At 63.6% G+C, this 19,974-nt stretch carries 19 protein-coding genes; all 19 read left to right on the top strand.

The annotated features are described in order from the left end of the window. Positions 1-286: 286 nt before the first annotated feature. The 19 genes from xseA (at position 287) to clpX (ending at position 19,967) form a co-directional block, all read left to right on the top strand. Positions 287-1,663, top strand: coding sequence for an exodeoxyribonuclease VII large subunit (gene xseA, locus KOM00_RS13600; RefSeq protein WP_216499555.1), 1,377 nt, complete (start codon positions 287-289; stop codon positions 1,661-1,663). Positions 1,664-1,742: 79 nt separating this feature from the next. Next, a complete protein-coding gene (locus KOM00_RS13595) occupies positions 1,743-1,970 on the top strand; it encodes an exodeoxyribonuclease VII small subunit (protein WP_216499477.1) in 228 nt (75 codons plus the stop codon). 101 nt (positions 1,971-2,071) lie between these two features. Next, a complete protein-coding gene (locus KOM00_RS13590; protein WP_216499476.1) occupies positions 2,072-2,956 on the top strand; it encodes a polyprenyl synthetase family protein in 885 nt (294 codons plus the stop codon). Further along, the gene (gene dxs / locus KOM00_RS13585; RefSeq protein ID WP_216499475.1) at positions 2,957-4,894 is read left to right on the top strand and encodes a 1-deoxy-D-xylulose-5-phosphate synthase; all 1,938 of its coding nucleotides are present in this window, start codon (positions 2,957-2,959) and stop codon (positions 4,892-4,894) included. After that, complete coding sequence (locus tag KOM00_RS13580; RefSeq protein WP_216499474.1) at positions 4,887-6,119, top strand: peptidase MA family metallohydrolase; 1,233 nt, start codon at positions 4,887-4,889, stop codon at positions 6,117-6,119. The genes dxs and KOM00_RS13580 overlap by 8 nt, the downstream gene beginning before the upstream one ends. Positions 6,120-6,193: 74 nt before the next feature. After that, on the top strand, positions 6,194-6,571 hold the full coding sequence (locus tag KOM00_RS13575; protein ID WP_216499473.1) for a holo-[acyl-carrier-protein] synthase: 378 nt from the start codon (positions 6,194-6,196) through the stop codon (positions 6,569-6,571). Next, complete coding sequence (locus KOM00_RS13570; RefSeq protein WP_216499472.1) at positions 6,572-8,146, top strand: NAD(P)H-hydrate dehydratase; 1,575 nt, start codon at positions 6,572-6,574, stop codon at positions 8,144-8,146. It begins immediately after the preceding gene. A gap of 2 nt (positions 8,147-8,148) precedes the next feature. Beyond that, positions 8,149-8,598 carry a CBS domain-containing protein gene (locus tag KOM00_RS13565; protein WP_216499471.1) on the top strand — a complete coding sequence of 150 codons (450 nt, stop codon included), beginning with the start codon at positions 8,149-8,151 and terminating at the stop codon, positions 8,596-8,598. Between the two features lie 8 nt (positions 8,599-8,606). Continuing rightward, positions 8,607-9,080 carry a tRNA (adenosine(37)-N6)-threonylcarbamoyltransferase complex ATPase subunit type 1 TsaE gene (gene tsaE / locus KOM00_RS13560; RefSeq protein ID WP_216499470.1) on the top strand — a complete coding sequence of 158 codons (474 nt, stop codon included), beginning with the start codon at positions 8,607-8,609 and terminating at the stop codon, positions 9,078-9,080. 264 nt (positions 9,081-9,344) lie between these two features. Beyond that, positions 9,345-10,562: an aspartate kinase gene (locus KOM00_RS13555; protein WP_216499469.1), complete on the top strand. Its 1,218-nt coding sequence runs from the start codon at positions 9,345-9,347 to the stop codon at positions 10,560-10,562. A gap of 172 nt (positions 10,563-10,734) precedes the next feature. Next, positions 10,735-12,321: a citramalate synthase gene (gene cimA, locus KOM00_RS13550; RefSeq protein ID WP_216499468.1), complete on the top strand. Its 1,587-nt coding sequence runs from the start codon at positions 10,735-10,737 to the stop codon at positions 12,319-12,321. Beyond that, complete coding sequence (locus KOM00_RS13545) at positions 12,318-12,875, top strand: ComEA family DNA-binding protein (protein ID WP_216499467.1); 558 nt, start codon at positions 12,318-12,320, stop codon at positions 12,873-12,875. Before cimA ends, KOM00_RS13545 begins: the two co-directional genes overlap by 4 nt. Positions 12,876-13,055: 180 nt before the next feature. Beyond that, positions 13,056-13,184: a hypothetical protein gene (locus KOM00_RS20825; RefSeq protein ID WP_268899001.1), complete on the top strand. Its 129-nt coding sequence runs from the start codon at positions 13,056-13,058 to the stop codon at positions 13,182-13,184. A 373-nt stretch (positions 13,185-13,557) separates the two neighbouring features. Further along, positions 13,558-13,968 (top strand): RrF2 family transcriptional regulator, encoded by a 411-nt coding sequence (locus KOM00_RS13540; protein WP_216499466.1) that lies wholly within the window; start codon positions 13,558-13,560, stop codon positions 13,966-13,968. A gap of 131 nt (positions 13,969-14,099) precedes the next feature. Beyond that, entirely contained in the window at positions 14,100-15,443 is a 1,344-nt protein-coding gene (locus KOM00_RS13535) for a cytochrome ubiquinol oxidase subunit I (RefSeq protein WP_216499465.1), read from the top strand. A 9-nt stretch (positions 15,444-15,452) separates the two neighbouring features. Beyond that, the gene (cydB, locus tag KOM00_RS13530; protein WP_216499464.1) at positions 15,453-16,481 is read left to right on the top strand and encodes a cytochrome d ubiquinol oxidase subunit II; all 1,029 of its coding nucleotides are present in this window, start codon (positions 15,453-15,455) and stop codon (positions 16,479-16,481) included. A 319-nt stretch (positions 16,482-16,800) separates the two neighbouring features. Next, the gene (gene tig, locus KOM00_RS13525) at positions 16,801-18,105 is read left to right on the top strand and encodes a trigger factor (protein WP_216499463.1); all 1,305 of its coding nucleotides are present in this window, start codon (positions 16,801-16,803) and stop codon (positions 18,103-18,105) included. A 12-nt stretch (positions 18,106-18,117) separates the two neighbouring features. Then, the gene (gene clpP / locus KOM00_RS13520; protein ID WP_199387858.1) at positions 18,118-18,717 is read left to right on the top strand and encodes an ATP-dependent Clp endopeptidase proteolytic subunit ClpP; all 600 of its coding nucleotides are present in this window, start codon (positions 18,118-18,120) and stop codon (positions 18,715-18,717) included. Continuing rightward, entirely contained in the window at positions 18,714-19,967 is a 1,254-nt protein-coding gene (gene clpX / locus KOM00_RS13515) for an ATP-dependent Clp protease ATP-binding subunit ClpX (protein WP_216499462.1), read from the top strand. The genes clpP and clpX overlap by 4 nt, the downstream gene beginning before the upstream one ends. Positions 19,968-19,974 lie beyond the last annotated feature (7 nt).

The raw sequence follows: 19,974 nt of genomic DNA, 5'->3' as shown, positions 1-19,974 counted from the left end.
CGCTATCCTTTTTCACTTTGTCGTCTCACCCTGTCTCAGCAGAGTTTTTCCCCTCGCCCTCCGGGAGAGGGTGGCCGAAGGCCGGGTGAGGGCGATGGCGGCGGCACGATTTTGCCATCAGGCAGCGCCCTCACCCCTGCCCCTCTCCCGGAGGGCGAGGGGTATGAGATGGGCAGCGCCCTCACCCCTGCCCCTCTCCCGGAGGGCGAGGGGGGATGCGATGGGCAGCGCCCTCACCCCGACCCTCTCCCACGGGGAGAGGGGGATCAGCAAGCAAGGAGGGTACGTGCAACTTTTCAAGGAACGGCGGGTCCTCACGGTAAGCGCTTTGACTGCGCTGGTGCGCGGCCTGTTGGAGGAGAACTTCGACCAGGTATGGGTCGAGGGGGAGATCTCCAACCTCGCCTGCCCGCAGTCGGGGCACTGCTACTTCACCCTCAAGGACCCCGGCGCACAGATCCGCTGCGTCATGTTCCGCGGCGCCTTCCGCACCCTCAAATTCACACCGCGCGACGGGATGCGGGTGCTCGTGCGCGCCCGGATGACCCTGTTCGAGCCGCGCGGGGAGTACCAGCTCTCGGTCGACACCATGGAACCGCAGGGGATCGGCGGACTCCAGCTCGCCTTCATCCAGCTGAAGGAGCGTCTCGCCAAGGAGGGGCTCTTCTCGGAGCTCCACAAGCGCGAGATCCCGAAACTCCCCCGCAGGATCGGCGTGGTCACCTCTCCCACCGGCGCCGCCATCCGCGACATCCTCACCGTGCTCTCCCGCCGCTTCGCCAACGTGGAACTCCTGATCGCGCCGGTCCGGGTCCAGGGGGAGGGGGCGGCCCAGGAGATCGCGGCGGCCATCGCCGACCTGAACCGGGCGGGCAACGTGGATGTCATGATCGTAGGGCGCGGGGGAGGATCGCTTGAGGATCTCTGGGCCTTCAACGAGGAGGTGGTGGCGCGCGCCATTCATAAGTCCGCCGTTCCCGTCATCTCGGCGGTGGGGCACGAGATCGACTTCACCATCGCCGACTTCGTGGCGGACCTGCGGGCCGCCACGCCTTCGGCCGCGGCGGAGCTCGTGGTGCAGAGCAAGCAGGAGCTGACCGCGGCGGTGGAGGCGCTCAACCACCGGCTCCAGGTCGCGCAACTGCGCCGGCTTGAGCGCTCGCGCGCGCTGGTGACGGCCTTGAGCCGCGCCGTCACCGACCCGAGCCGCATCCTCGGTCACCTGGCGCAGCGGGTCGACTCGCTGGACGCCCGCCTGGTGCGGGAGGCGGGGCTGATCCTCGACGACGCCTCGGAGCGGATTGTCACCCTGTCGGCGCGCCTGGCACGCCAGAGCCCCGCGCTGGTGCTGAGGCAGAACGCGGAGCGGCTCTCGACGCTCACGCTGCGCCTGGACCACGCCGTCACCCGGCGCCTGGCCTGCGCCGCCGAGAGCGTCGGCCGTGCCACGGGAACCTTGAACGCGGTCTCTCCCCTGGCCACCCTGTCGCGCGGCTATAGCATCGCCCGCAAGCTCCCCGGCCGCTCCGTCATCACCTCCTTTAGGCAACTGGCCCCCGGGGACCGGCTAGAACTCTCCTTCGCCGCCGGTTCCGCCCTTTGCACCGTGGATGAGACCCGCGGGCAGAGTGAATCCTTGACGGCTCCAGAGCGATCGGTATAATAGGCGATCACTTTTTAATAATTAAACGCGACGGCGCTCCTAATCTGCCGCCGCGGCAGTAACCGGACACGAGGTTGGCATGGCCGTTGAAAAGTTCGAGACCGCACTGAAGAAGCTCGAGGACGTCGTGAAGAAGCTGGAGGGGGGGGAGCTTTCCCTGGAGGATTCCCTGAAGGCGTTCGAGGAGGGGGTGAAGCATTCCGCCTTCTGCTCCAAGAAGCTCAACGAGGCCGAGCGGCGGGTCGAACTCCTCATCAAGCAGCGCGACGGAAGTCTCTCCACCAGGCCTTTCGAAGAGGAGGAGTAACACCCGCGTCCGCGTTCGTCACGGCTGCCACGCATCTCAAAGCAGGACGCCTCCCCCCCTCCCGCAAGGGGAGGGGGATCTCGATTACAAGGGAATCTCGCATGGATCTTAAGGAATACCTGAAGCAGAAGTGCCAGCTGGTCGACCAGGCGCTGGAGCGCTACCTTCCCGATGCCAAGGAGCTCCCGGCATCCCTGCACGGCGCCATGCGCTACTCGGTTTTCGCCGGCGGCAAGCGCGTTCGCCCTGTGCTCATGCTGGCGGCCTGCGAGGCCGTGGGCGGCTCCGCGGATGCGGTCATGCCGGCGGCCTGCGCCATGGAGATGATCCACACCTACTCGCTGATCCATGACGACCTTCCCGCCATGGACAACGACGACTTCCGCAGGGGAAACCCCACCAACCATAAAGTATATGGCGAGGCGACCGCCATCCTGGCCGGCGACGCCCTGTTGACCGAGGCCTTCATCCTGCTCTCCAACGGCGCCGGGGGAGACCCCGCTGCGCGGCTCAGGGTGATCCAGGAGATCGCCGTCGCCTCCGGCTCGCGCGGCATGGTAGGCGGGCAGGTGGTCGACATGGAAAGCGAGGGGCGCCACGACGTCGACCTCGCCACGCTCTCCTACATCCACACCCACAAGACCGGCGCCCTGATCCGGGCCTCGGTCCGCTGCGGCACCATCCTGGGCGGGGCGAGCGAGGAGCAGTTCAAGTCCCTCACCCGTTACGCTGACGCCATCGGCCTCGCCTTCCAGATCGCCGACGACATCCTCGACGTCGAGGGGACCACCGAGGAGCTGGGAAAGGACGCCGGCAGCGACCAGGCCCGCGGCAAGGCGACCTACCCCGCTCTGATGGGTCTGGAGGCGTCCAAGGCGCGCGCCCAGGAGCTGGTGCAGATCGCCCTCGACGCGCTCGCCTCCTTCGACGAACGGGCGGAGCCGCTGCGCGCCATCGCCTCCTACATCGTGAAAAGGAAATCTTAAATGCCCAGTATCCTTGACGGCATCACCGACCCGAGTCAATTGAAGGCGCTCTCGCTGCGCGAGCTCGAGACGCTCGCCGAAGAGCTGCGCGCGCGCATCATCGAGACCTGTGCCGCCAACGGCGGACACGTGGCCCCGAGCCTGGGTGTCGTCGAGCTCACCATCGCGCTGCACCGGGTCTTTGATTCCCCCAAGGACAAGATCGTCTGGGACGTCGGGCACCAGGCCTACGCCCACAAGCTTTTGACCGGCAGGAAGGAGCGCTTCGGCACCCTGCGCACCCGCGGGGGGATCAGCGGCTTCCCCAAGCGGGCCGAGTCGGCCCACGACTGCTTCGACGTCGGGCACTCCTCCACCTCCATCTCCGCCGGGGTCGGCTTCGCCGTGGCGCGCGACCTGAAAAAGGGGCGCAACAAGGTGCTGGCGGTGATCGGCGACGGCGCCATGACCGGCGGCCTCGCCTTCGAGGGGCTGAACCATGCGGGTGAGCTTAACAAGGACCTGGTGGTGATCCTGAACGACAACGAGATGTCCATCTCGGAGAACGTCGGCGCCCTCTCCAACCTCCTCTCGCGCACCATCACCAGCGAGTACGTGCACCGCGCCAAGAAGGACCTGGAGGCCTTCCTGGAGGGGGTCCCCATGTTCGGGAAGTCGGTGCTGAAGATCGCCAAGCGGGCGGAGGAGTCGCTCAAAACCCTGTTCACGCCCGGGATGCTCTTCGAGGCGTTCGGCTTCGAGTACATCGGCCCCATCGACGGTCACGACATACCGAAACTTCTGGAGACGCTGGAGAACGTGAAGCGCTTCGACGACGCGGTGCTGATCCACGTGCTGACCAGGAAGGGGAAGGGGTATCCCCCCGCCGAGGCGAACCCGTCGCTGTTCCACGGCGTCGGTCCGTTCGACATCAAGACCGGGAAGGTGCACAAGGGAAAGGGGGGCGCCGCCTCCTACACCGGCGTCTTCGGCGAGACCGTGAAACGACTGGCCCAGGAGGACGAGCGCATCGTCGCCATCACCGCCGCCATGCCCGACGGCACCGGCCTCACCCCGTTCGCCAAGGAATTCCCCGAGCGCTTCTTCGACGTGGGGATCGCGGAGCAGCACGCGATCACCTTCGCCGCCGGGCTTGCCGCCGAAGGATTCAAGCCGGTGGTCGCCCTCTACTCCTCCTTCCTGCAGCGCGGTTTCGACCAGCTCTGCCATGACGTCTGCCTGCAAGAACTCCCGGTGGTGTTCGCCATCGACCGCGCCGGCGTGGTCGGCAGCGACGGCCCCACCCACCACGGCGTCTTCGACCTCTCCTACCTGCGCGCGCTCCCCGGCCTCACGGTGATGGCCCCCAAGGACGAGAACGAGCTGCAGCACATGCTGATGACGGCCCTCTCCCTGGAAGGTCCGGCGGCGCTGCGCTACCCGCGCGGCAACGGCCTGGGGGTCCCGATGGACCAACTCCTCGCACCGCTTCCCATCGGGAAAGGGGAGCGGTTGAAGGACGGCAGGGACGGCGCCATCATCGCGGTCGGCACCATGGTCGAGCCGGCACGCGAGGCAGCGGCGGCCCTCTCCGGCGAGGGGATCGAGGTCGCCGTGATGAACGCCCGCTTCGTGAAGCCGCTCGACGCCGAGCTCATCCTGGAGCTGGCCCGGACCGGCCTCTTGATCACGGTGGAAGACAACGTGGTGCAGGGCGGCTTCGGCACCGCCATCCTGGAACTCCTCGAACAGTACGAGATGACCGGGGTACGGGTGGTGCGCCTTGGCTATCCGGACTCTTTCGTGGAACAGGGGGAGCAGGCCGACCTGAAGGCCGCCTACGGCCTCGACGCCGCCGGTATCGCCCGTTCCGTCCGCGAGGTCTGCCAAGGGCTCCGGGCTCCCGCGCCGGCCAAGCGGTCGGAACAGCCGGCCGTCCCGGAACAGCCGCATGCCTGATCCCCGCGCGCTGCTTCTCGCCCTGCTTCTTTGCGCCGGCACCGCTCTCGCCGCCGATCCTCTCACCTATGGCACCAAAGCGCAGCAACTGATCACCAAGGGGGACTTCGTCCAGGCGCTCGAAGAGCTGAAGGCGGCGACCTCGCGATTCCCCTACGACGAGGGGTTGCGGCGCCAGCTCGCCTTCACCTACACGGAGCTCGCCAAGCGCGACCTGCAGTCGGGCCGTTTCGCACAGGCGGCGGAAAACTTCGGGCAGGCCAGCGAGCTCTTGCCCGACAGCAAGGAGCTCGTTCTCATGCGCGGCATCGCCTTGTACCTCAACAAGGATTACGCGGCGGCGCGGGACGAGCTGCTCCAGGCGGGTGAGGGGAGCGAGCCGCTCGTCTATCTCGGCAAGATCAGCTACGACACCGGCGACCTCCCCGGCGCCTTGGACCTCTGGCGCCGCGCGAAGGAGCAGGATCCCGCCAACAAGGCGCTGGCGGGCTTGATAGAGAAGGCCGAGCGCGAGCTGCCCGTGGAGTCCAGGATGGACAAGGGGTACAGCTCCATGTTCGACCTGAGCTTCGACGCCGAGCTTCCCCCGGGGCTCTCCGCGGAGGTGCTGGACGCCCTGGAGAGCGCCTACAACACGGTCGGCTCCGATCTCGGGCTGTTTCCGACCAGCCGCATCCCGGTGCTCCTCTACACCAAGAAGGATTACAGCAGCGTGACCGCCGGGCCGGACTGGTCCGGCGGGCTCTACGACGGCAAGATCCGCCTCCCGGTCGGGGGGATCACCAAGCTGACCCCGCAACTGCGCGCCATCGTCTTCCACGAGTTCACCCACGTCCTGGTGGTGGAGCTCACCCGCGGCAACGTCCCCACCTGGCTCAACGAGGGGCTGGCCGAGATCGAGGGACGCCGGGAGTACACCCCGCGCGTCCCCGAACTGCGCGGCAACCACCTGCTCTCCGTGGCCACGCTCTCCAAGGGGTTCACGGGGATGGCGGGGAGCGAGGCGGGGCTTGCCTACCAGCAGAGCTACCTGATGACCCGTTTCATGGTCGACCGCTACGGCTGGTACGCGATGCAGCAGGTCCTTAAGTATCTCGGTGAGCGTAACAGCATGGAGTCTGCGGTCGCCAAGGCTTTATCCGATTACTCGCTGGACCTGAACGCCGTGGTGCGCGAGTGGCGCGAGTCGCTGCCGGGTGCCGGCACGGGCGACTCCGTCCAGTGAGTGGTATAGTATCAGTGGGGGCGGCCTGATCTGACTGATCCGGCCGAGCTCCAGCAACAAAAGGGGAGTCTTTCTTGATTTACGGAACCGGCGTTGACATCGTGGAGATCGCTCGCTTCGAGAAGTTCCTGAAACAGGGGAACGACGCCCTGTTTCAGCGTATCTTCACCCGCGGCGAGATAGATTACTGCTCCACGAAGAAGTTTTCGGCCCAGCATTATGCCTTGCGCTTTGCCGCCAAGGAGGCCTTTTTGAAGGCGCTGGGGACTGGGCTGCGTGACGGCCTTTCCTGGCAAGACATGGAAGTGGTCAACGACTCCCTGGGGAAACCGGCGTTGAGGCTTGGCGGGCGGGCGGAAGTACTGTTCCGGGAAGCGGAGCTGTGCGCCTGTTTTCTGTCGCTGTCGCACGACGCCGGTTGCGCCGTGGCGATGGTGGTACTGGAGCGTTAGATGAAGGTCGTGAGCGGGCAGGTCATGCAGCTTATGGATCGCCGGGCCATCGGCGAGTTTGCTGTGCCGGGGGTGGAGCTCATGGAGCGCGCCGGGCGCGGCTGCGCCGACGCGATCCTGGAGGCCTTCGGGGAAGGAACCGGGCGCCGCGCGGTCATCGTGGCGGGCAAGGGGAACAACGGCGGCGACGGCTTCGTGATCGCGAGGCTTCTGTCGGAGCGTGGCTGGGAGGCGCCGGTGCTGCTTCTGGCTGCGCCGGAGGCGGTGGCGGGGGATGCGGCTGCCAACCTTGCGCGCCTGGACCCCGCGACGGTGAAGAGCGTGCCGCAGGGGCTTTCCGGGGAAGAGGTGCTGCTTGAAGGCGCCACGGTCATCGTGGACGCGCTGCTCGGCACCGGCATGAACAGCGAGGTCACCGGGGTCTACGGCGAGGCCATCGATCTCATCAACGCGGCCGGGGCACCGGTCGTTTCCGTCGACATCCCTTCCGGCGTCGACGCCGCCACCGGGAAGGTGCTGGGGCGGGCGGTGCGCGCCGACATCACGGTCACCTTCGCACTGGCCAAGCTGGGAAACGTCCTCTACCCGGGCGCCGGGCTCTGCGGGCGGCTGGTCGTGGCCGATATCGGCATGCCCGACGCGGTGGTTGCCGAGGCCGAGGGGGTGGAATTCGTCGACCTCGCCTGCGCTGCCGGGCTGTTCCGTCCCCGCTGCGCCACCGCCCACAAGGGAAGTGGCGGCCACTGCCTCATCGTCGCCGGGAGCACCGGGAAGACCGGCGCCGCGGCCATGGCGGCCAACAGCGCGCAGCGCAGCGGCGCGGGGCTCGTCACCCTCGCCGTGCCCGCCGCTCTGAACCCGATACTGGAACAGAAGACGACCGAGGCCATGACCATCCCGATGGGGCCGGACCAGGCCGGGCATCTGAAGGCCGGAGCCCTCGCCGCCCTCGTTGCCGCCGCGGCGGCCCGCGATGTGGTCGCCCTGGGACCGGGCATCGGCACCGCCCCCTCCACGGTCTACCTGGTGCATTCGCTGCTTGCCGTGCTCGCCAGGCCGCTGGTGCTGGATGCAGACGGCCTGAACGCCGTGGCGCTTAAGCCCGAACTCCTGCTGGCCAGGAAGGACCACGTCACCGTGCTCACCCCGCACCCGGGGGAGATGGCGCGCCTGGCGGGGTGCTCGGTACCGGAGGTGGAGGCCGACCGCATCGGCTGCGCCCGCGCCTTCGCCATGCAGTACGGGGTGCACCTGATCCTCAAAGGGGCACGCAGCGTCATCGCCGCGCCAGACGGAACCATCGCCATCAACGGCAGCGGCAATCCGGGTATGGCCAGCGGCGGTATGGGCGATGTCCTGACCGGGGTGGTCGCCGCCTTCCTGGGGCAGGGGTACCATCCCTTCACCGCCTGCCGGCTGGGCGCCTTCGTGCATGGCCACGCCGCCGACCTGCTGGCGGAAAGGCTCGGCACCCAGGGGATGAGCGCCACCGACGTGCAGGAGAAGCTCCCCGCGGCACTTGCCAGCCTGGCCGCGTCCCGAACCACCGCAACGAACAACCAACAGGGAGAATGACCATGATGAAAGCAAAAGAGATCATGACCACAGACGTCATCACCGTGCGCCGCGACACCACCGTCAGGGATCTCGCCAAGCTCTTCGCCGAACGCCGCATCTCCAGCGTCCCCGTCGTGGACGACGAGGGGCTCCTGATCGGCATCGTCTCGGAAAGCGACCTGATCGAGCGGGACAAGCCGCTGCACATCCCGACCGTCATCTCCATCTTCGACTGGGTCATCTACCTCGAGAGCGACAAGCGCTTCGAGAAGGAACTGCAGAAGATGACCGGCCAGACCGTCCGCGACATCTACTCAGAGGAGGTTGCCAGCGTGGGGCCGGATGCGCCGGTCTCCGAGGTGGCCGAGATCATGACCGAGAGGAAGGTCCAGGCCGTTCCCGTGGTGGAAGGGCGCCGCGTGGTCGGCATCATCGGGCGCATCGACATGGTGCGCACCATGATAGCCTAGGCGGCCCGATGTCCTGCGTGCGGACCAATAGCCAGGAAGAGACGGTGCAACTAGGAGCGAGGCTTGGGCGCCTTTTGCGGCCGGGGGACTTCGTCGCCCTGGTGGGGGAGCTTGGGGCAGGCAAGACCCAGTTCGCCAAGGGAATCGCCCTCGGGCTGGAGGTGGACCCGGAGACCCCGGTCACGAGCCCGACCTACACCATCCTCAACATCTACGAGGGACGCATCCCGCTGTACCATTTCGACCTGTACCGGCTGGAGGGGGCGCAGGACGTTGAGGCGTTGGGGTTCGAGGAGTACTTCTCCGGAGACGGCGCCTGCGTCGTGGAGTGGGCCGAGCGCCTCGAGGATGAGCTTCCCGCCGACCTCCTCACTGTTACCCTCAACCACGCCGGGGTCGACGAGCGCTCCGTCTGTTTCGAGGCCGCCGGGCCGAGGGCGCGGTCCCTCGCCGATGCCCTTCTGGCACAGCGACCGGCATAGTGCCGGCGCCATATCAAACAGCGGGTTGCCGGCTCCCCCCGATGGCGACCCTGCAAGTACCAAACGCCCCTCTCACTGCATGAGAAGGGGCGTTTTTTTATACTGTAAACAGGTCGGGCCGGAAAAATGAAGGAATAGGCAGTCTTGGCCGTGATTACTTAAAAAAATGTTTTGACCGTACACGCTAATGTGCTAATAAAGTGGTTCCTACCGCCCGGATCGCGGTTCGGGTGGATCAATCAGTAGAGTACAAGGAGGACTGACATGGCTTTGGTGGTCCAAAAGTACGGCGGCACCTCGATGGGGTCCGTCGAACGAATTCGCAACGTCGCCAAGAGGGTGGCAAAAACCTATGACGCCGGCAACGACATGGTGGTGGTTGTCTCCGCCATGGCAGGCGAAACCAACAAGCTGGTCGCGCTTGCCAACGAGGTGTGCGAGTTCCCGGACAACCGTGAATATGACGTGCTTGTTGCGGCTGGGGAGCAGGTCTCCATCGCACTGCTGGCCATGTGCCTGAAAGCCATGGGGTACAAGGCCAAGTCCTACCTCGGCTTCCAGGTGCCCATCCTCACCGATACCTCCTATAGCAAGGCCAGGATCGAGAGCATCGACGACAAGAAGATGCGCGCCGACCTGAAGGAAGGGACCATCCTGATCGTGGCCGGTTTCCAGGGCGTCGACGAGTTCGGCAGCGTCACCACCTTGGGGCGCGGCGGCTCCGACACCTCGGCGGTTGCCCTCGCCGCGGCGCTTAAGGCAGACGTCTGCGAGATCTTTACCGACGTGGACGGCGTCTACACCACCGACCCCAACATCTGCAAGGACGCCAAGAAGATCGAGCGCATCTCCTACGAGGAGATGCTGGAGTTGGCCAGCCTCGGAGCCAAGGTGCTGCAGATTCGCTCCGTGGAGTTCGCCAGCAAGTACAACGTGGACGTCCACGTCCGCTCGAGTTTCAACGAAAATCTCGGAACCATGGTTACCAAGGAGGATAAAGAAATGGAAGCAGTGCTCGTCTCGGGTATCGCCTACGCCAAGGATGAAGTGAAAATCGCCGTCATGCAGGTGCCGGACAAGCCCGGGATCGCAGCCCAGATCCTGTCGCCGCTTTCCGACGCCAACATCTCCGTCGACATGATCGTCCAGAACGTGAGCGAAGCCGGTTCCACCGACTTCACCTTCACCGTGCCGCAGGCCGACTTCAAGAAGGCGCTCTCCATCACCAAGGAGACCGCCGAGGCGATCCACGCCAAGGAAGTCCTCTCCGACGAGAACGTCACCAAGGTCTCCATCGTCGGTCTCGGGATGAGGAGCCACGCCGGCGTGGCGACCACCATGTTCCAGGCCCTCGCCAAGGAGGGTATCAACATCCAGATGATCTCCACCTCCGAGATCAAGATCTCCGTCGTGGTCGATGCCAAGTACACCGAGCTCGCCGTCCGCGTGCTGCACGACGCCTTCGGGCTGGCCGGGAAATAAGGGACACGTTCTATCTACGTTCTATGTCCTACGTTGAAACCTTTGGGGGTTGCGTGGGGCGTGGAACGTGGAACGGAGCGACTGGCGGTTGACTGCAGGCAGTTCTGGTTAGCTTTTGCAGTTAACGTAGAACCTAGAACATAGAACGTAGAACAGCCTTTAAGGTGGTGATATGAGCCTGGTCAAACTTTACGATACGACGCTTAGGGACGGAACGCAGGCGGAGGACATCTCTTTCCTGGTCGAGGACAAGATCCGCATCGCGCACAAGCTGGACGAGTGCGGCATTCACTACATCGAGGGGGGATGGCCCGGCTCCAACCCCAAGGACGTCGCCTTCTTCAAGGATATCAAGAAGGAGACGCTCTCCCAGGCGAAGATCGCCGCCTTCGGCTCCACCCGCCGCGCCAAGATCACCCCGGACAAGGACCAGAACCTGCGTACCCTGGTCGACTCCAAGGCCGACGCCGCCACCATCTTCGGCAAGAGCTGGGACTTTCAGGTGCACGAGGCGCTCAGGATCCCGCTCGAAGAGAACCTCGAGATGATCTTCGACTCGCTGGAATTCCTCAAGAAGAACATGCCCGAGGTGTTCTACGACGCCGAGCACTTCTTCGACGGCTACAAGTCCAACCCCGAGTACGCTATCAAGACGCTGCAGGCCGCCCAGCAGGCCGGTGCCGACTGCATCATCCTATGCGACACCAACGGCGGGTCCATGCCCTACGAGATCGCCGCGATCGTGGACGAGGTGAAGAAATCGATCACTACCCCGCTCGGCATCCACGCCCACAACGACGGTGAGTGCGCCGTGGCCAACTCCATCATCTCGGTGCAGCAGGGGATCGTGCACGTACAGGGGACCATCAACGGCTTCGGCGAGCGCTGCGGCAACGCGAACCTCTGCTCCATCATCCCGGCCCTCAAGGCGAAGATGAAGCGCGACTGCATCTCGGACGCGCAGATGCGGACGCTGAGGGAACTCTCCCGCTACGTCTACGAGCTTGCGAACCTCGCTCCCAACAAGCACCAGCCTTACGTCGGCAACTCCGCCTTCGCCCACAAGGGGGGGGTGCACGTCTCGGCGATCCAGCGCCACCCGGAGACCTACGAGCACATGAGGCCGGAACTGGTGGGCAACACCACCCGCGTGCTGGTCTCCGACCTCTCCGGGCGGGCCAACATCCTGGCCAAGGCGACCGAGTTCAACATCAACCTGGACAGCAAGGACCCGGTCACCCTCGAGATCCTGGAAGACATCAAGTCGATGGAGAACCGCGGCTACCAGTTCGAGGGGGCGGAGGCTTCCTTCGAGCTCCTCATGAAGCGCGCCCTGGGCACGCACCGCAAGTTCTTCTCGGTGATCGGCTTCCGCGTCATCGACGAGAAGCGCACCGAGGACGATCAGCCCATCTCCGAGGCGACCATCAAGGTCAAGGTGGGGGGGAAGATCGAGCACACCGCGTCCGAGGGGCACGGCCCGGTAAACGCCCTGGACAACGCCCTCAGAAAGGCACTGGAGAAGTTCTACCCGAAGCTCAAGGACGTCAAGCTGCACGACTACAAGGTCCGCGTGCTCCCGGCAGGGCAGGGGACCGCTTCCTCCATCCGCGTTCTCATTGAAAGCGGCGACAAGGAAGCACGCTGGGGCACCGTCGGGGTCTCCAGCAACGTCATCGAGGCCTCCTACCAGGCCCTGGTCGACGCCATCGAGTTCAAGCTGCACAAGGATGAGGAGACGGCGGCACCCAAGAAATGATCCCCAGGAGCCAGCGACTCGCCCTCTGGTGTCTCGCCCTGCTCCTCACCCTCTCGCTGTACATGAAAGGCCGCACTCCCGCTGAAAAAGGCGGGGGGGCGGCCTTTTCCAATTTCACGGGGCGGGGGATCACCGTGCGGGTGACCGGAAAGGTGCGCTATCCCGGCGTTTACCGCCTGCCGGAGGGGGCCGTGGCCGGCGCCGCCATTAAAATGACGCTCCCTGGCGTGGGGGGCACGTCGAGTGTCAGGGGACCCGACACTCGACGACTGGCCAGCGGCGACGTGGTCTGCGTGACCAAGGATGCTAACGGCAACGCATTGATTTCTATCACTAAGATGACTGCCAAGGAGCGGATGCTCCTGAAGATACCGCTGCATCCCGACCTGCTCGATGAGGCCGAGTGGAGCCTCCTCCCAGGCATCGGAGCCGCACTTTCCCGACGCATCGTTGCTGACCGTCAGGAAAATGGCGCTTTTGGATCGGTGGAGGGACTGCTGCGGGTGCCGGGCATCGGCGAGGGGAAACTTGCCGTGATTCGCAAATTTTTCTAATGGTCGCTAAGGGGGCTTTTTTGCGAAGGTTGCTTCGAAAAGGAGCGTGTGTGAGATTACAACTTCCTCATGTTGTCCCCGTTGGCATGTTCGGTGAATTATACGATCCCACATGAAGTTCTTTAATCAACTTTTTGTTGGGAGGTACGGCTTATGAAATGCCCTAAATGCAAAGGCAGGATGTTTGCGGAAAAATATTACGACTTCGTGAGATCGTTCGACGCCTGGAAATGCACCTGCTGCGGCGAGGTGCTCGATCCCACCATCCTCGCCAACAGAGCAAGGAACTTCAACAGCCTCCTAGGTTGATCCAAATCACAGACCGATTCGAAGGGGGGGGCGTCTCCGGCCCCCCCTTTTATGTCCCCTGCTTACCCATTCCTTGTACTGCCCGCCCGTCCTGCGCACGCCCAGCGGTCTGCCCAAGCGGTCTGCCCAGCGGTCTGCCCAGCGGTCTGCCCAGCGGTCTGCCCAGCGGTCTGCCCAGCGGTCTGCCCAGCGGTCTGCCCAGCGGTCTGCCCAGCGGTCTGCCCAGCGGTCTGCCCAGCGGTCTGCCCAGCGGTCTGACTCGAACCTCGAACTGCCACCGCCTCTACAGAAAGTTGTGGATATCAGATTTTGTCTTGACACCATCCGGGGGGTCGGTTATAAAGGGGATCAAATTGGTCCTAAAGGTGTTTTTATGATGGAACTGACCCGCAAGGGCGAATACGCAATCCGTGGCATCATCTACCTGGCCCAGCAACCACCGGGACGTGTTTCGCTTATCAGCGAGATCGCCGCTGCTGCCGAGGTGCCGCAGACCTTCCTGGCCAAGATCTTCCAAAGCTTCGCCAAGCTGGGCCTGGTCACCTCCTCCCGCGGTACCGGCGGGGGCTTCGTCCTGGCGCGCCCTGCGTCCGCCATCACCTTGCGTGAGGTGGTCGAGGCCGTCGAGGGACCGATTCTCCCCAACCGCTGCCTGCTGGGCAGCGCCTGCGACAGGGGAGGCCCCTGCCGCGTGCACGCTGTCTGGAAACAGGTACAGACCGAGGTGGTCCATATCCTCGACGGCGTCACTATCGACACACTGGCCCGCAACCAGGATTCCTGACCCAGCAAAAAAAATTTGCCCATAATTAAGATAAAGAAGGTCCTGTTAGTCTTTTGTGATCGCTAATATCAAGTACCGTCGAGAAGGGCCCGGGAGGGCCAACTGTTCAATTCTATTCAAGGAGCGAAACAATGGATGTACTAACCCTGAGCAGGCTGCAGTTTGCCATCACCAGCATGTTCCACTTCATCTTCGTCCCGCTGACCCTGGGGCTGTCGGTCCTGGTGGCCATGATGGAGACCCGCTACGTGCTGAGCGGCAACGAGATGTACAAGAGGATGGCGAAGTTCTGGGGCAAGCTGTTCCTGATCAACTTCGCCCTCGGCGTGGTGACCGGTATCACCATGGAGTTCCAGTTCGGCATGAACTGGGCCGAGTACTCGCGCTACGTCGGCGACATCTTCGGAGCGCCTCTTGCCATCGAGGCAACCGTGGCCTTCTTCATGGAGTCCGTGTTCATCGGGGTCTGGGCCTTTGGCTGGGACAAGGTCAGCAAACGGTTCCACGCCGTCTCCATCTGGCTGGTGGCGCTGGCGACCAACCTCTCGGGGCTTTGGATTCTGTTGGCCAACGGCTGGATGCAGCACCCTGTGGGGTACGTGCTTCGCAACGGGCGCGCCGAGATGGTGGACTTCATGGCGCTGGTCACTAACCCCTTCGGGCTCCTGAAATTCGGGCACCAGATCGTCTCCGGCTACACGGTGGCCGGCTTCTTCGTGATGGGGATCTCCGCCTACCACCTGCTCAAGGCGCGTAACCGCGAATTCTTCAGGGCCTCCTTCGGCATGGCCGCCGTCTTCGCGCTGGTTGCCTCCATCATGGTCGGCGTCATCGGCGACTTCCATGCAGCCGACGTGGCGAAGACCCAGCCCGCCAAGTTCGCCGCCATGGAGGCGGTCTGGAACTCCTGCAACAACGCTCCCATGCACCTGATCGCCTTCCCCGACGAGAAAAACGAGTGCAACCTGGTTTCCGCGCTCCCGGTACCCGGCCTTTTAAGCTTCCTTGCTTTCCACGACACCAACGCCCAGATCCGCGGCATCACCTCCTTCCCGAAGGACGAGCGTCCGCCGGTGCTCCCGGTCTTTTTGAGCTTCCGCCTGATGGTCGGGCTGGGCACCCTGTTCATCATCCTCTCGGCGGCCGGCCTCTTTCTCTCCAAGAACGGCCTGCTTGAGAAGTACCCCATGTTCCTGAAGCTGCTGGTACTCTGCATTCCGCTCCCCTACATCGCCAACCAACTTGGCTGGCTGGTCTCCGAAGTGGGCCGCCAGCCCTGGATCGTCTACGGCATCATGAAGACCTCGGACGCCGTCTCCAAATCCCTGGAACTGTCCCAGGTAATCGGTTCGCTGCTCGGCTTCACGCTTCTCTACGGCCTGCTGGGCTTCGTGGACATCTACCTGTTGGCCAAATTTGCCCGCAAAGGGCCTGAAGAATCTCACGTCGGCGCTACCAACGCCTTCAGAAACTAGGGGGGGACAATGGATCTGCATATCGTATGGTTTGTACTTTGGGGTGTTCTCTGGGCGGTCTATTTCATGCTGGACGGTTTCGTCCTCGGGGCGGGGATGCTGCACCGCGTGCTGGGCAAAAACGACCTCGACCGGCGCGTTGTCATCAACAGCTTCGGCCCGGTCTGGGACGGTAACGAGGTCTGGCTGATCACCGCCGGGGGCGCCACGTTCGCCGCCTTCCCGACCACCTACGCCCTCATGTTCAGCTACCTGTACACGCCGCTTCTCCTCCTTCTCTTCGCGCTGATCGTGCGCGGGGTCTCCTTCGAGTTCCGCAGCAAGGAGGAGGGGGCCACCTGGCGCGGCTGCTGGGACTGGGCCATCGTGATCTCGAGCTTTGTGCCGGCGCTTCTCTTCGGCGTCGCCTTCGGCAACATCTTCTCCGGTCTCCCCATGGACCAGGCGGGGTACCACGGCTCACTCATCGCCCTGTTGAACCCTTACGGCATCGTGAGCGGCCTGCTCTTCGTGATGCTCTTCCTGGAGCACGGAGCCCTCTACGTGGCGGTGAAGAGTACCGGCGACCTGAGCCGGCGCGCCGAATCCCTGGCCCGCACCCTGTGGATCCCGCTCCTCGTGGTGGCTGTGGTCTTCCTGGGCTACACGAACTTCGCGACCAAGCTCTACGACAACTACCTGAAGGCTCCGGTATTCCTGGTGGTGCCGCTTCTGGCCGTGGCGGCCCTGGTCGGTGTGCGCACGCTTTTGGGCATGGGCAACACCCTCGCCGCCTTTGCCTCCTCCTGCGTCACCATCCTGGGCGTGGTGGGGACCGGCGTGATCGGGCTGTTCCCCAACCTGATCCCCTCGAATATGGACTCCCTGTACAGCCTCACCATCTACAACAGCTCCTCCTCGGAGTACACCCTGCAGATCATGACCGGGGTCGCCTTCACCTTCGTGCCGGTCGTGATCCTGTACAAGATCTGGGTGTACCGGCTCTTCAGGGGGAGGATTACCGCCGAGGCGGTGGCCGCCGACCACGAGGCGTACTAGTCTGCCCTTGCCTGCCGCCGCCCCCCACCCGGGGGGCGGCTTTTTCGTTTCCGGGCGCCGCTGCCGACCGGCCGCCGCGGCCGTAAGCGATTAAAGCGAAACCAATTCTATATTGACAAGTTCCCTTCCTCTTTGCTACTTTACCCTCTTGTCGCGCGCCCTAAGCGAACAGCGCCGGTGCCATAGCCCTTCCCGGGAGGCAGCTTTTACTAGCGGATGCCCCGACAGACCCGTCACCACAACCCCCGCCCAGACAATCATGCACGAGGCATTACGGCAGAGAGCCTGCCATATAAAGTGAACAAAGAGAGGACTTTCCATGCAGATTAGTGTTGAATCGGTCAACAGCATCAAGAAGAAGTTGAACTTCGAAATTCCGGCAGACAAAGTTTCCGCTGAAGTTGACAAGGCCTATGCCGAAATAAGGAAGCATGCCGCCATAAAAGGGTTCCGCAAGGGCAAGGTCCCGATGAGCCTGATCGAGAAGCACTACGGCGAGAAGATGGCCGAGGATGTGACCAAGAGCCTCGTTAACGATACCTACTTCAAGGCCGTCACCGAGCAGGGCCTCAACCCGGTATCCTACCCGATGATCGAAAGCGAGCTGCTCAAGAAGGGGGAGCCGTTCAAGTACTCGGCGACCATCGAAGTCTTCCCCGAAGTCGAACTGAAGGAATACCTCGGTCTCGAGGTGACCAAGGAACAGCTGGTGCTCGACCCTGCAGCGGTCGACGCCCGCCTCAAGGAGATGCAGGAGCGCATGGCGCAGCTCGCGCCGGCTCCGGAAGGGCATGCCGCGGCACTGGGCGATTTCGTCACCTTCGACTTCAAGGGCTCCATCGACGGCGTTCCGTTCGAGGGGGGTGCCGCCGAGGACTTCCAGCTCGAACTCGGCTCCGGTCGCTTCATCCCGGGCTTCGAGGACCAGATGGTCGGCATGACCGTGGGGACCAGCGGCACCATCAAGGTGACCTTCCCTGAGAACTACGGTTCCGCGGAGCTGGCCGGCAAGCCCGCCGACTTCGAGATCACCGTCAAGGAGATCAAGATCAAGGAGCTCCCCGAGCTGAACGACGAGTTCGCCAAGGAGTTCGGCGAGGAGTTCGAGACCCTCGACCTGCTGAAGGCGAAACTGGCCGAGATCAACCAGGCCCAGGAAGAGTCCCGCATCAACAACGACCTGCGCGCGAACGTCTTCAAGGCGCTGATCGAGAAGAACCCGGTCGAGGTCCCCGAGGCCCTGGTCGACCGCCAGGTCACCATGATGCTGGAGAACACCAAGCAGCGTCTCGCCTCCCAGCGGATGTCCCTTGAGATGATGGGGATGACCGACGACAGCTACAAGGCCCAGTTCCGCGACGTGGCCCGCGACCAGGTAAAAGGGTCCGTGATCGTGGACGCCGTGGCCGAGAAGGAATCCATCGAGGTGACCGAGGAGGAGTTCCAGGGGCAGATCGCCCAGATCTCCGGCCAGACCGGTCAGCCGCTGGAGAAGGTGGCGCAGCTGTACAAGACCAACGAGCGCGCCAAGGACAGCCTGATGGCCCAGATGCGGGAAGACAAGGCGGTGCAGTTCATCATCGATCGCGCCAAGGTGACCGAGGTTCCCAAGGCGGAAAGCTAAATAGGAGATTCCATGCTGGTACCGATAGTAGTGGAGCAGACTGGCAGGGGCGAGAGGTCGTACGACATCTACTCGCGCCTTCTGAAGGACAGGATCATCTTCCTGGGGGGGGGCATCGACGACAACGTCGCCAACCTGGTGATCGCGCAGCTCCTCTTCCTGGAGGCCGAGGATCCCGACAAGGATATCCATCTCTACATCAACTCTCCCGGCGGTGTGGTCACCGCCGGGATGGCGATCTACGACACCATGCGCTACATCAAGGCCCCGGTGTCGACCATCTGCATCGGGCAGGCGGCCTCCATGGGCGCCTTCCTGCTGTCGGGCGGGGAGAAGGGAAAGCGCTTTTCCCTTGCCAACTCGCGCATCATGATCCACCAGCCGCTGGGAGGGTTCCAGGGGCAGGCGACGGATATCCATATCCACGCCAAGGAGATCCTGCGCATGAAGGACCAGCTGAACGAACTTTTGGCCGAGCACACCGGTCAGAATGTCGAGAAAGTGGCTGCCGATACTGAGCGCGACTATTTTATGTCGGGCGAAGAGGCGAAGACATATGGTATTATAGATGCCATTGTGACTAGAAACGTCGTCACCGGAGGTGCCAATTGAGCAGAAGAGATGACCGTTCCGATACGCTGATCTGTTCCTTTTGCGGGAAGAGCCAGGAAGAGGTGAAGAAGCTTATTGCGGGGCCTACGGTCTACATCTGCGACGAGTGCATCGAACTTTGCAACGACATCATCGCGGAGGAGTCCAAACTCGAGGACACCTCCGGACCGGACGTCCGCAAGCTCCCCAAGCCGCAAGAGATCAAGGAGGTCCTTGACGAGTACGTCATCGGGCAGTCCCGCGCCAAGAAGGTCCTGGCCGTTGCGGTGTACAACCACTACAAGCGCGTCGAGGCGCCCGCCAAGCCCGGCGACGTCGAGATGCAGAAGAGCAACATCCTGCTACTCGGCCCCACCGGCTCGGGGAAGACGCTCCTGGCCCAGACCCTGGCCCGCATCCTCAAGGTTCCCTTCGCCATGGCGGACGCCACCAACCTCACCGAGGCGGGCTACGTCGGCGAGGACGTCGAGAACATCATCCTGACCCTGCTGCAGGCGGCCGACTACGACGTGGAGAAGGCGCAAAAGGGTATCATCTACATCGACGAGATCGACAAGATCGCCAGGAAGTCCGATTCCCCCTCCATCACCCGGGACGTTTCCGGTGAAGGGGTGCAGCAGGCCCTTCTGAAGATCATCGAGGGGACCATCGCGAGCGTTCCTCCCAAGGGGGGGCGCAAGCACCCGCAGCAGGAGTTCCTGAAGGTCGACACCACCAACATCCTCTTCATCTGCGGCGGTGCCTTCCCGGGGCTGGACAACATCATCCAGCAGAGGATCGGGGTGAAGACCCTGGGCTTCGGCGCCGACGTCAAGAAGAAGGTGGAGAAGAGGGCCGGGGAGCTCCTGGCCGGCGTCACCCCCGAAGACCTCTTGAAGTTCGGCTTCATCCCCGAGTTCGTCGGGCGTCTCCCCATGCTGGCCTCGCTTTCCGAGCTGGACGAGGAGGCCATGGTGCAGATCCTCAAGGAACCCAAGAACGCGCTGATCAAGCAGTACCAGAAGCTGTTCGAGATGGAGCACGTGAAGCTCAAGTTCACCGACGGCTCCCTGATCGCCATCGCCCGCGAGGCGCTGAAGAGAAAGACCGGCGCCCGCGGCCTGCGCTCCATCCTGGAAAACGCGATGCTCGACATCATGTACGAGATCCCGTCCCAGAGCATGGTCAAAGAAGTGGTGATCAGCGAAGAGGTGATCTACAGCAAGGAAAAACCGATCATCGTCTACGAGAACGTGGCCGAAAGCGCCTAACAGGGAC

Source organism: Geomonas diazotrophica (genome assembly GCF_018919385.1).
Lineage (GTDB): Bacteria > Desulfobacterota > Desulfuromonadia > Geobacterales > Geobacteraceae > Geomonas > Geomonas diazotrophica.
Note: the sequence above shows the minus strand (reverse complement) of the source record. Positions and strands in the feature narration are given on the sequence as shown.

Excerpts from the sequence above, each read along its gene's own strand:
- KOM00_RS13595 (WP_216499477.1), top strand. The coding sequence starts at position 1,743 with ATGGCCGTTGAAAAGTTCGAGACCGCACTGAAGAAGCTCGAGGACGTC.
- KOM00_RS13590 (WP_216499476.1), top strand. The coding sequence starts at position 2,072 with ATGGATCTTAAGGAATACCTGAAGCAGAAGTGCCAGCTGGTCGACCAG.
- dxs (WP_216499475.1), top strand. The coding sequence starts at position 2,957 with ATGCCCAGTATCCTTGACGGCATCACCGACCCGAGTCAATTGAAGGCG.
- KOM00_RS13580 (WP_216499474.1), top strand. The coding sequence starts at position 4,887 with ATGCCTGATCCCCGCGCGCTGCTTCTCGCCCTGCTTCTTTGCGCCGGC.
- KOM00_RS13570 (WP_216499472.1), top strand. The coding sequence starts at position 6,572 with ATGAAGGTCGTGAGCGGGCAGGTCATGCAGCTTATGGATCGCCGGGCC.
- KOM00_RS13565 (WP_216499471.1), top strand. The coding sequence starts at position 8,149 with ATGATGAAAGCAAAAGAGATCATGACCACAGACGTCATCACCGTGCGC.
- tsaE (WP_216499470.1), top strand. The coding sequence starts at position 8,607 with ATGTCCTGCGTGCGGACCAATAGCCAGGAAGAGACGGTGCAACTAGGA.
- KOM00_RS13555 (WP_216499469.1), top strand. The coding sequence starts at position 9,345 with ATGGCTTTGGTGGTCCAAAAGTACGGCGGCACCTCGATGGGGTCCGTC.
- cimA (WP_216499468.1), top strand. The coding sequence starts at position 10,735 with ATGAGCCTGGTCAAACTTTACGATACGACGCTTAGGGACGGAACGCAG.
- KOM00_RS13545 (WP_216499467.1), top strand. The coding sequence starts at position 12,318 with ATGATCCCCAGGAGCCAGCGACTCGCCCTCTGGTGTCTCGCCCTGCTC.
- KOM00_RS20825 (WP_268899001.1), top strand. The coding sequence starts at position 13,056 with ATGTTTGCGGAAAAATATTACGACTTCGTGAGATCGTTCGACGCCTGG.
- KOM00_RS13540 (WP_216499466.1), top strand. The coding sequence starts at position 13,558 with ATGATGGAACTGACCCGCAAGGGCGAATACGCAATCCGTGGCATCATC.
- KOM00_RS13535 (WP_216499465.1), top strand. The coding sequence starts at position 14,100 with ATGGATGTACTAACCCTGAGCAGGCTGCAGTTTGCCATCACCAGCATG.
- cydB (WP_216499464.1), top strand. The coding sequence starts at position 15,453 with ATGGATCTGCATATCGTATGGTTTGTACTTTGGGGTGTTCTCTGGGCG.
- tig (WP_216499463.1), top strand. The coding sequence starts at position 16,801 with ATGCAGATTAGTGTTGAATCGGTCAACAGCATCAAGAAGAAGTTGAAC.
- clpP (WP_199387858.1), top strand. The coding sequence starts at position 18,118 with ATGCTGGTACCGATAGTAGTGGAGCAGACTGGCAGGGGCGAGAGGTCG.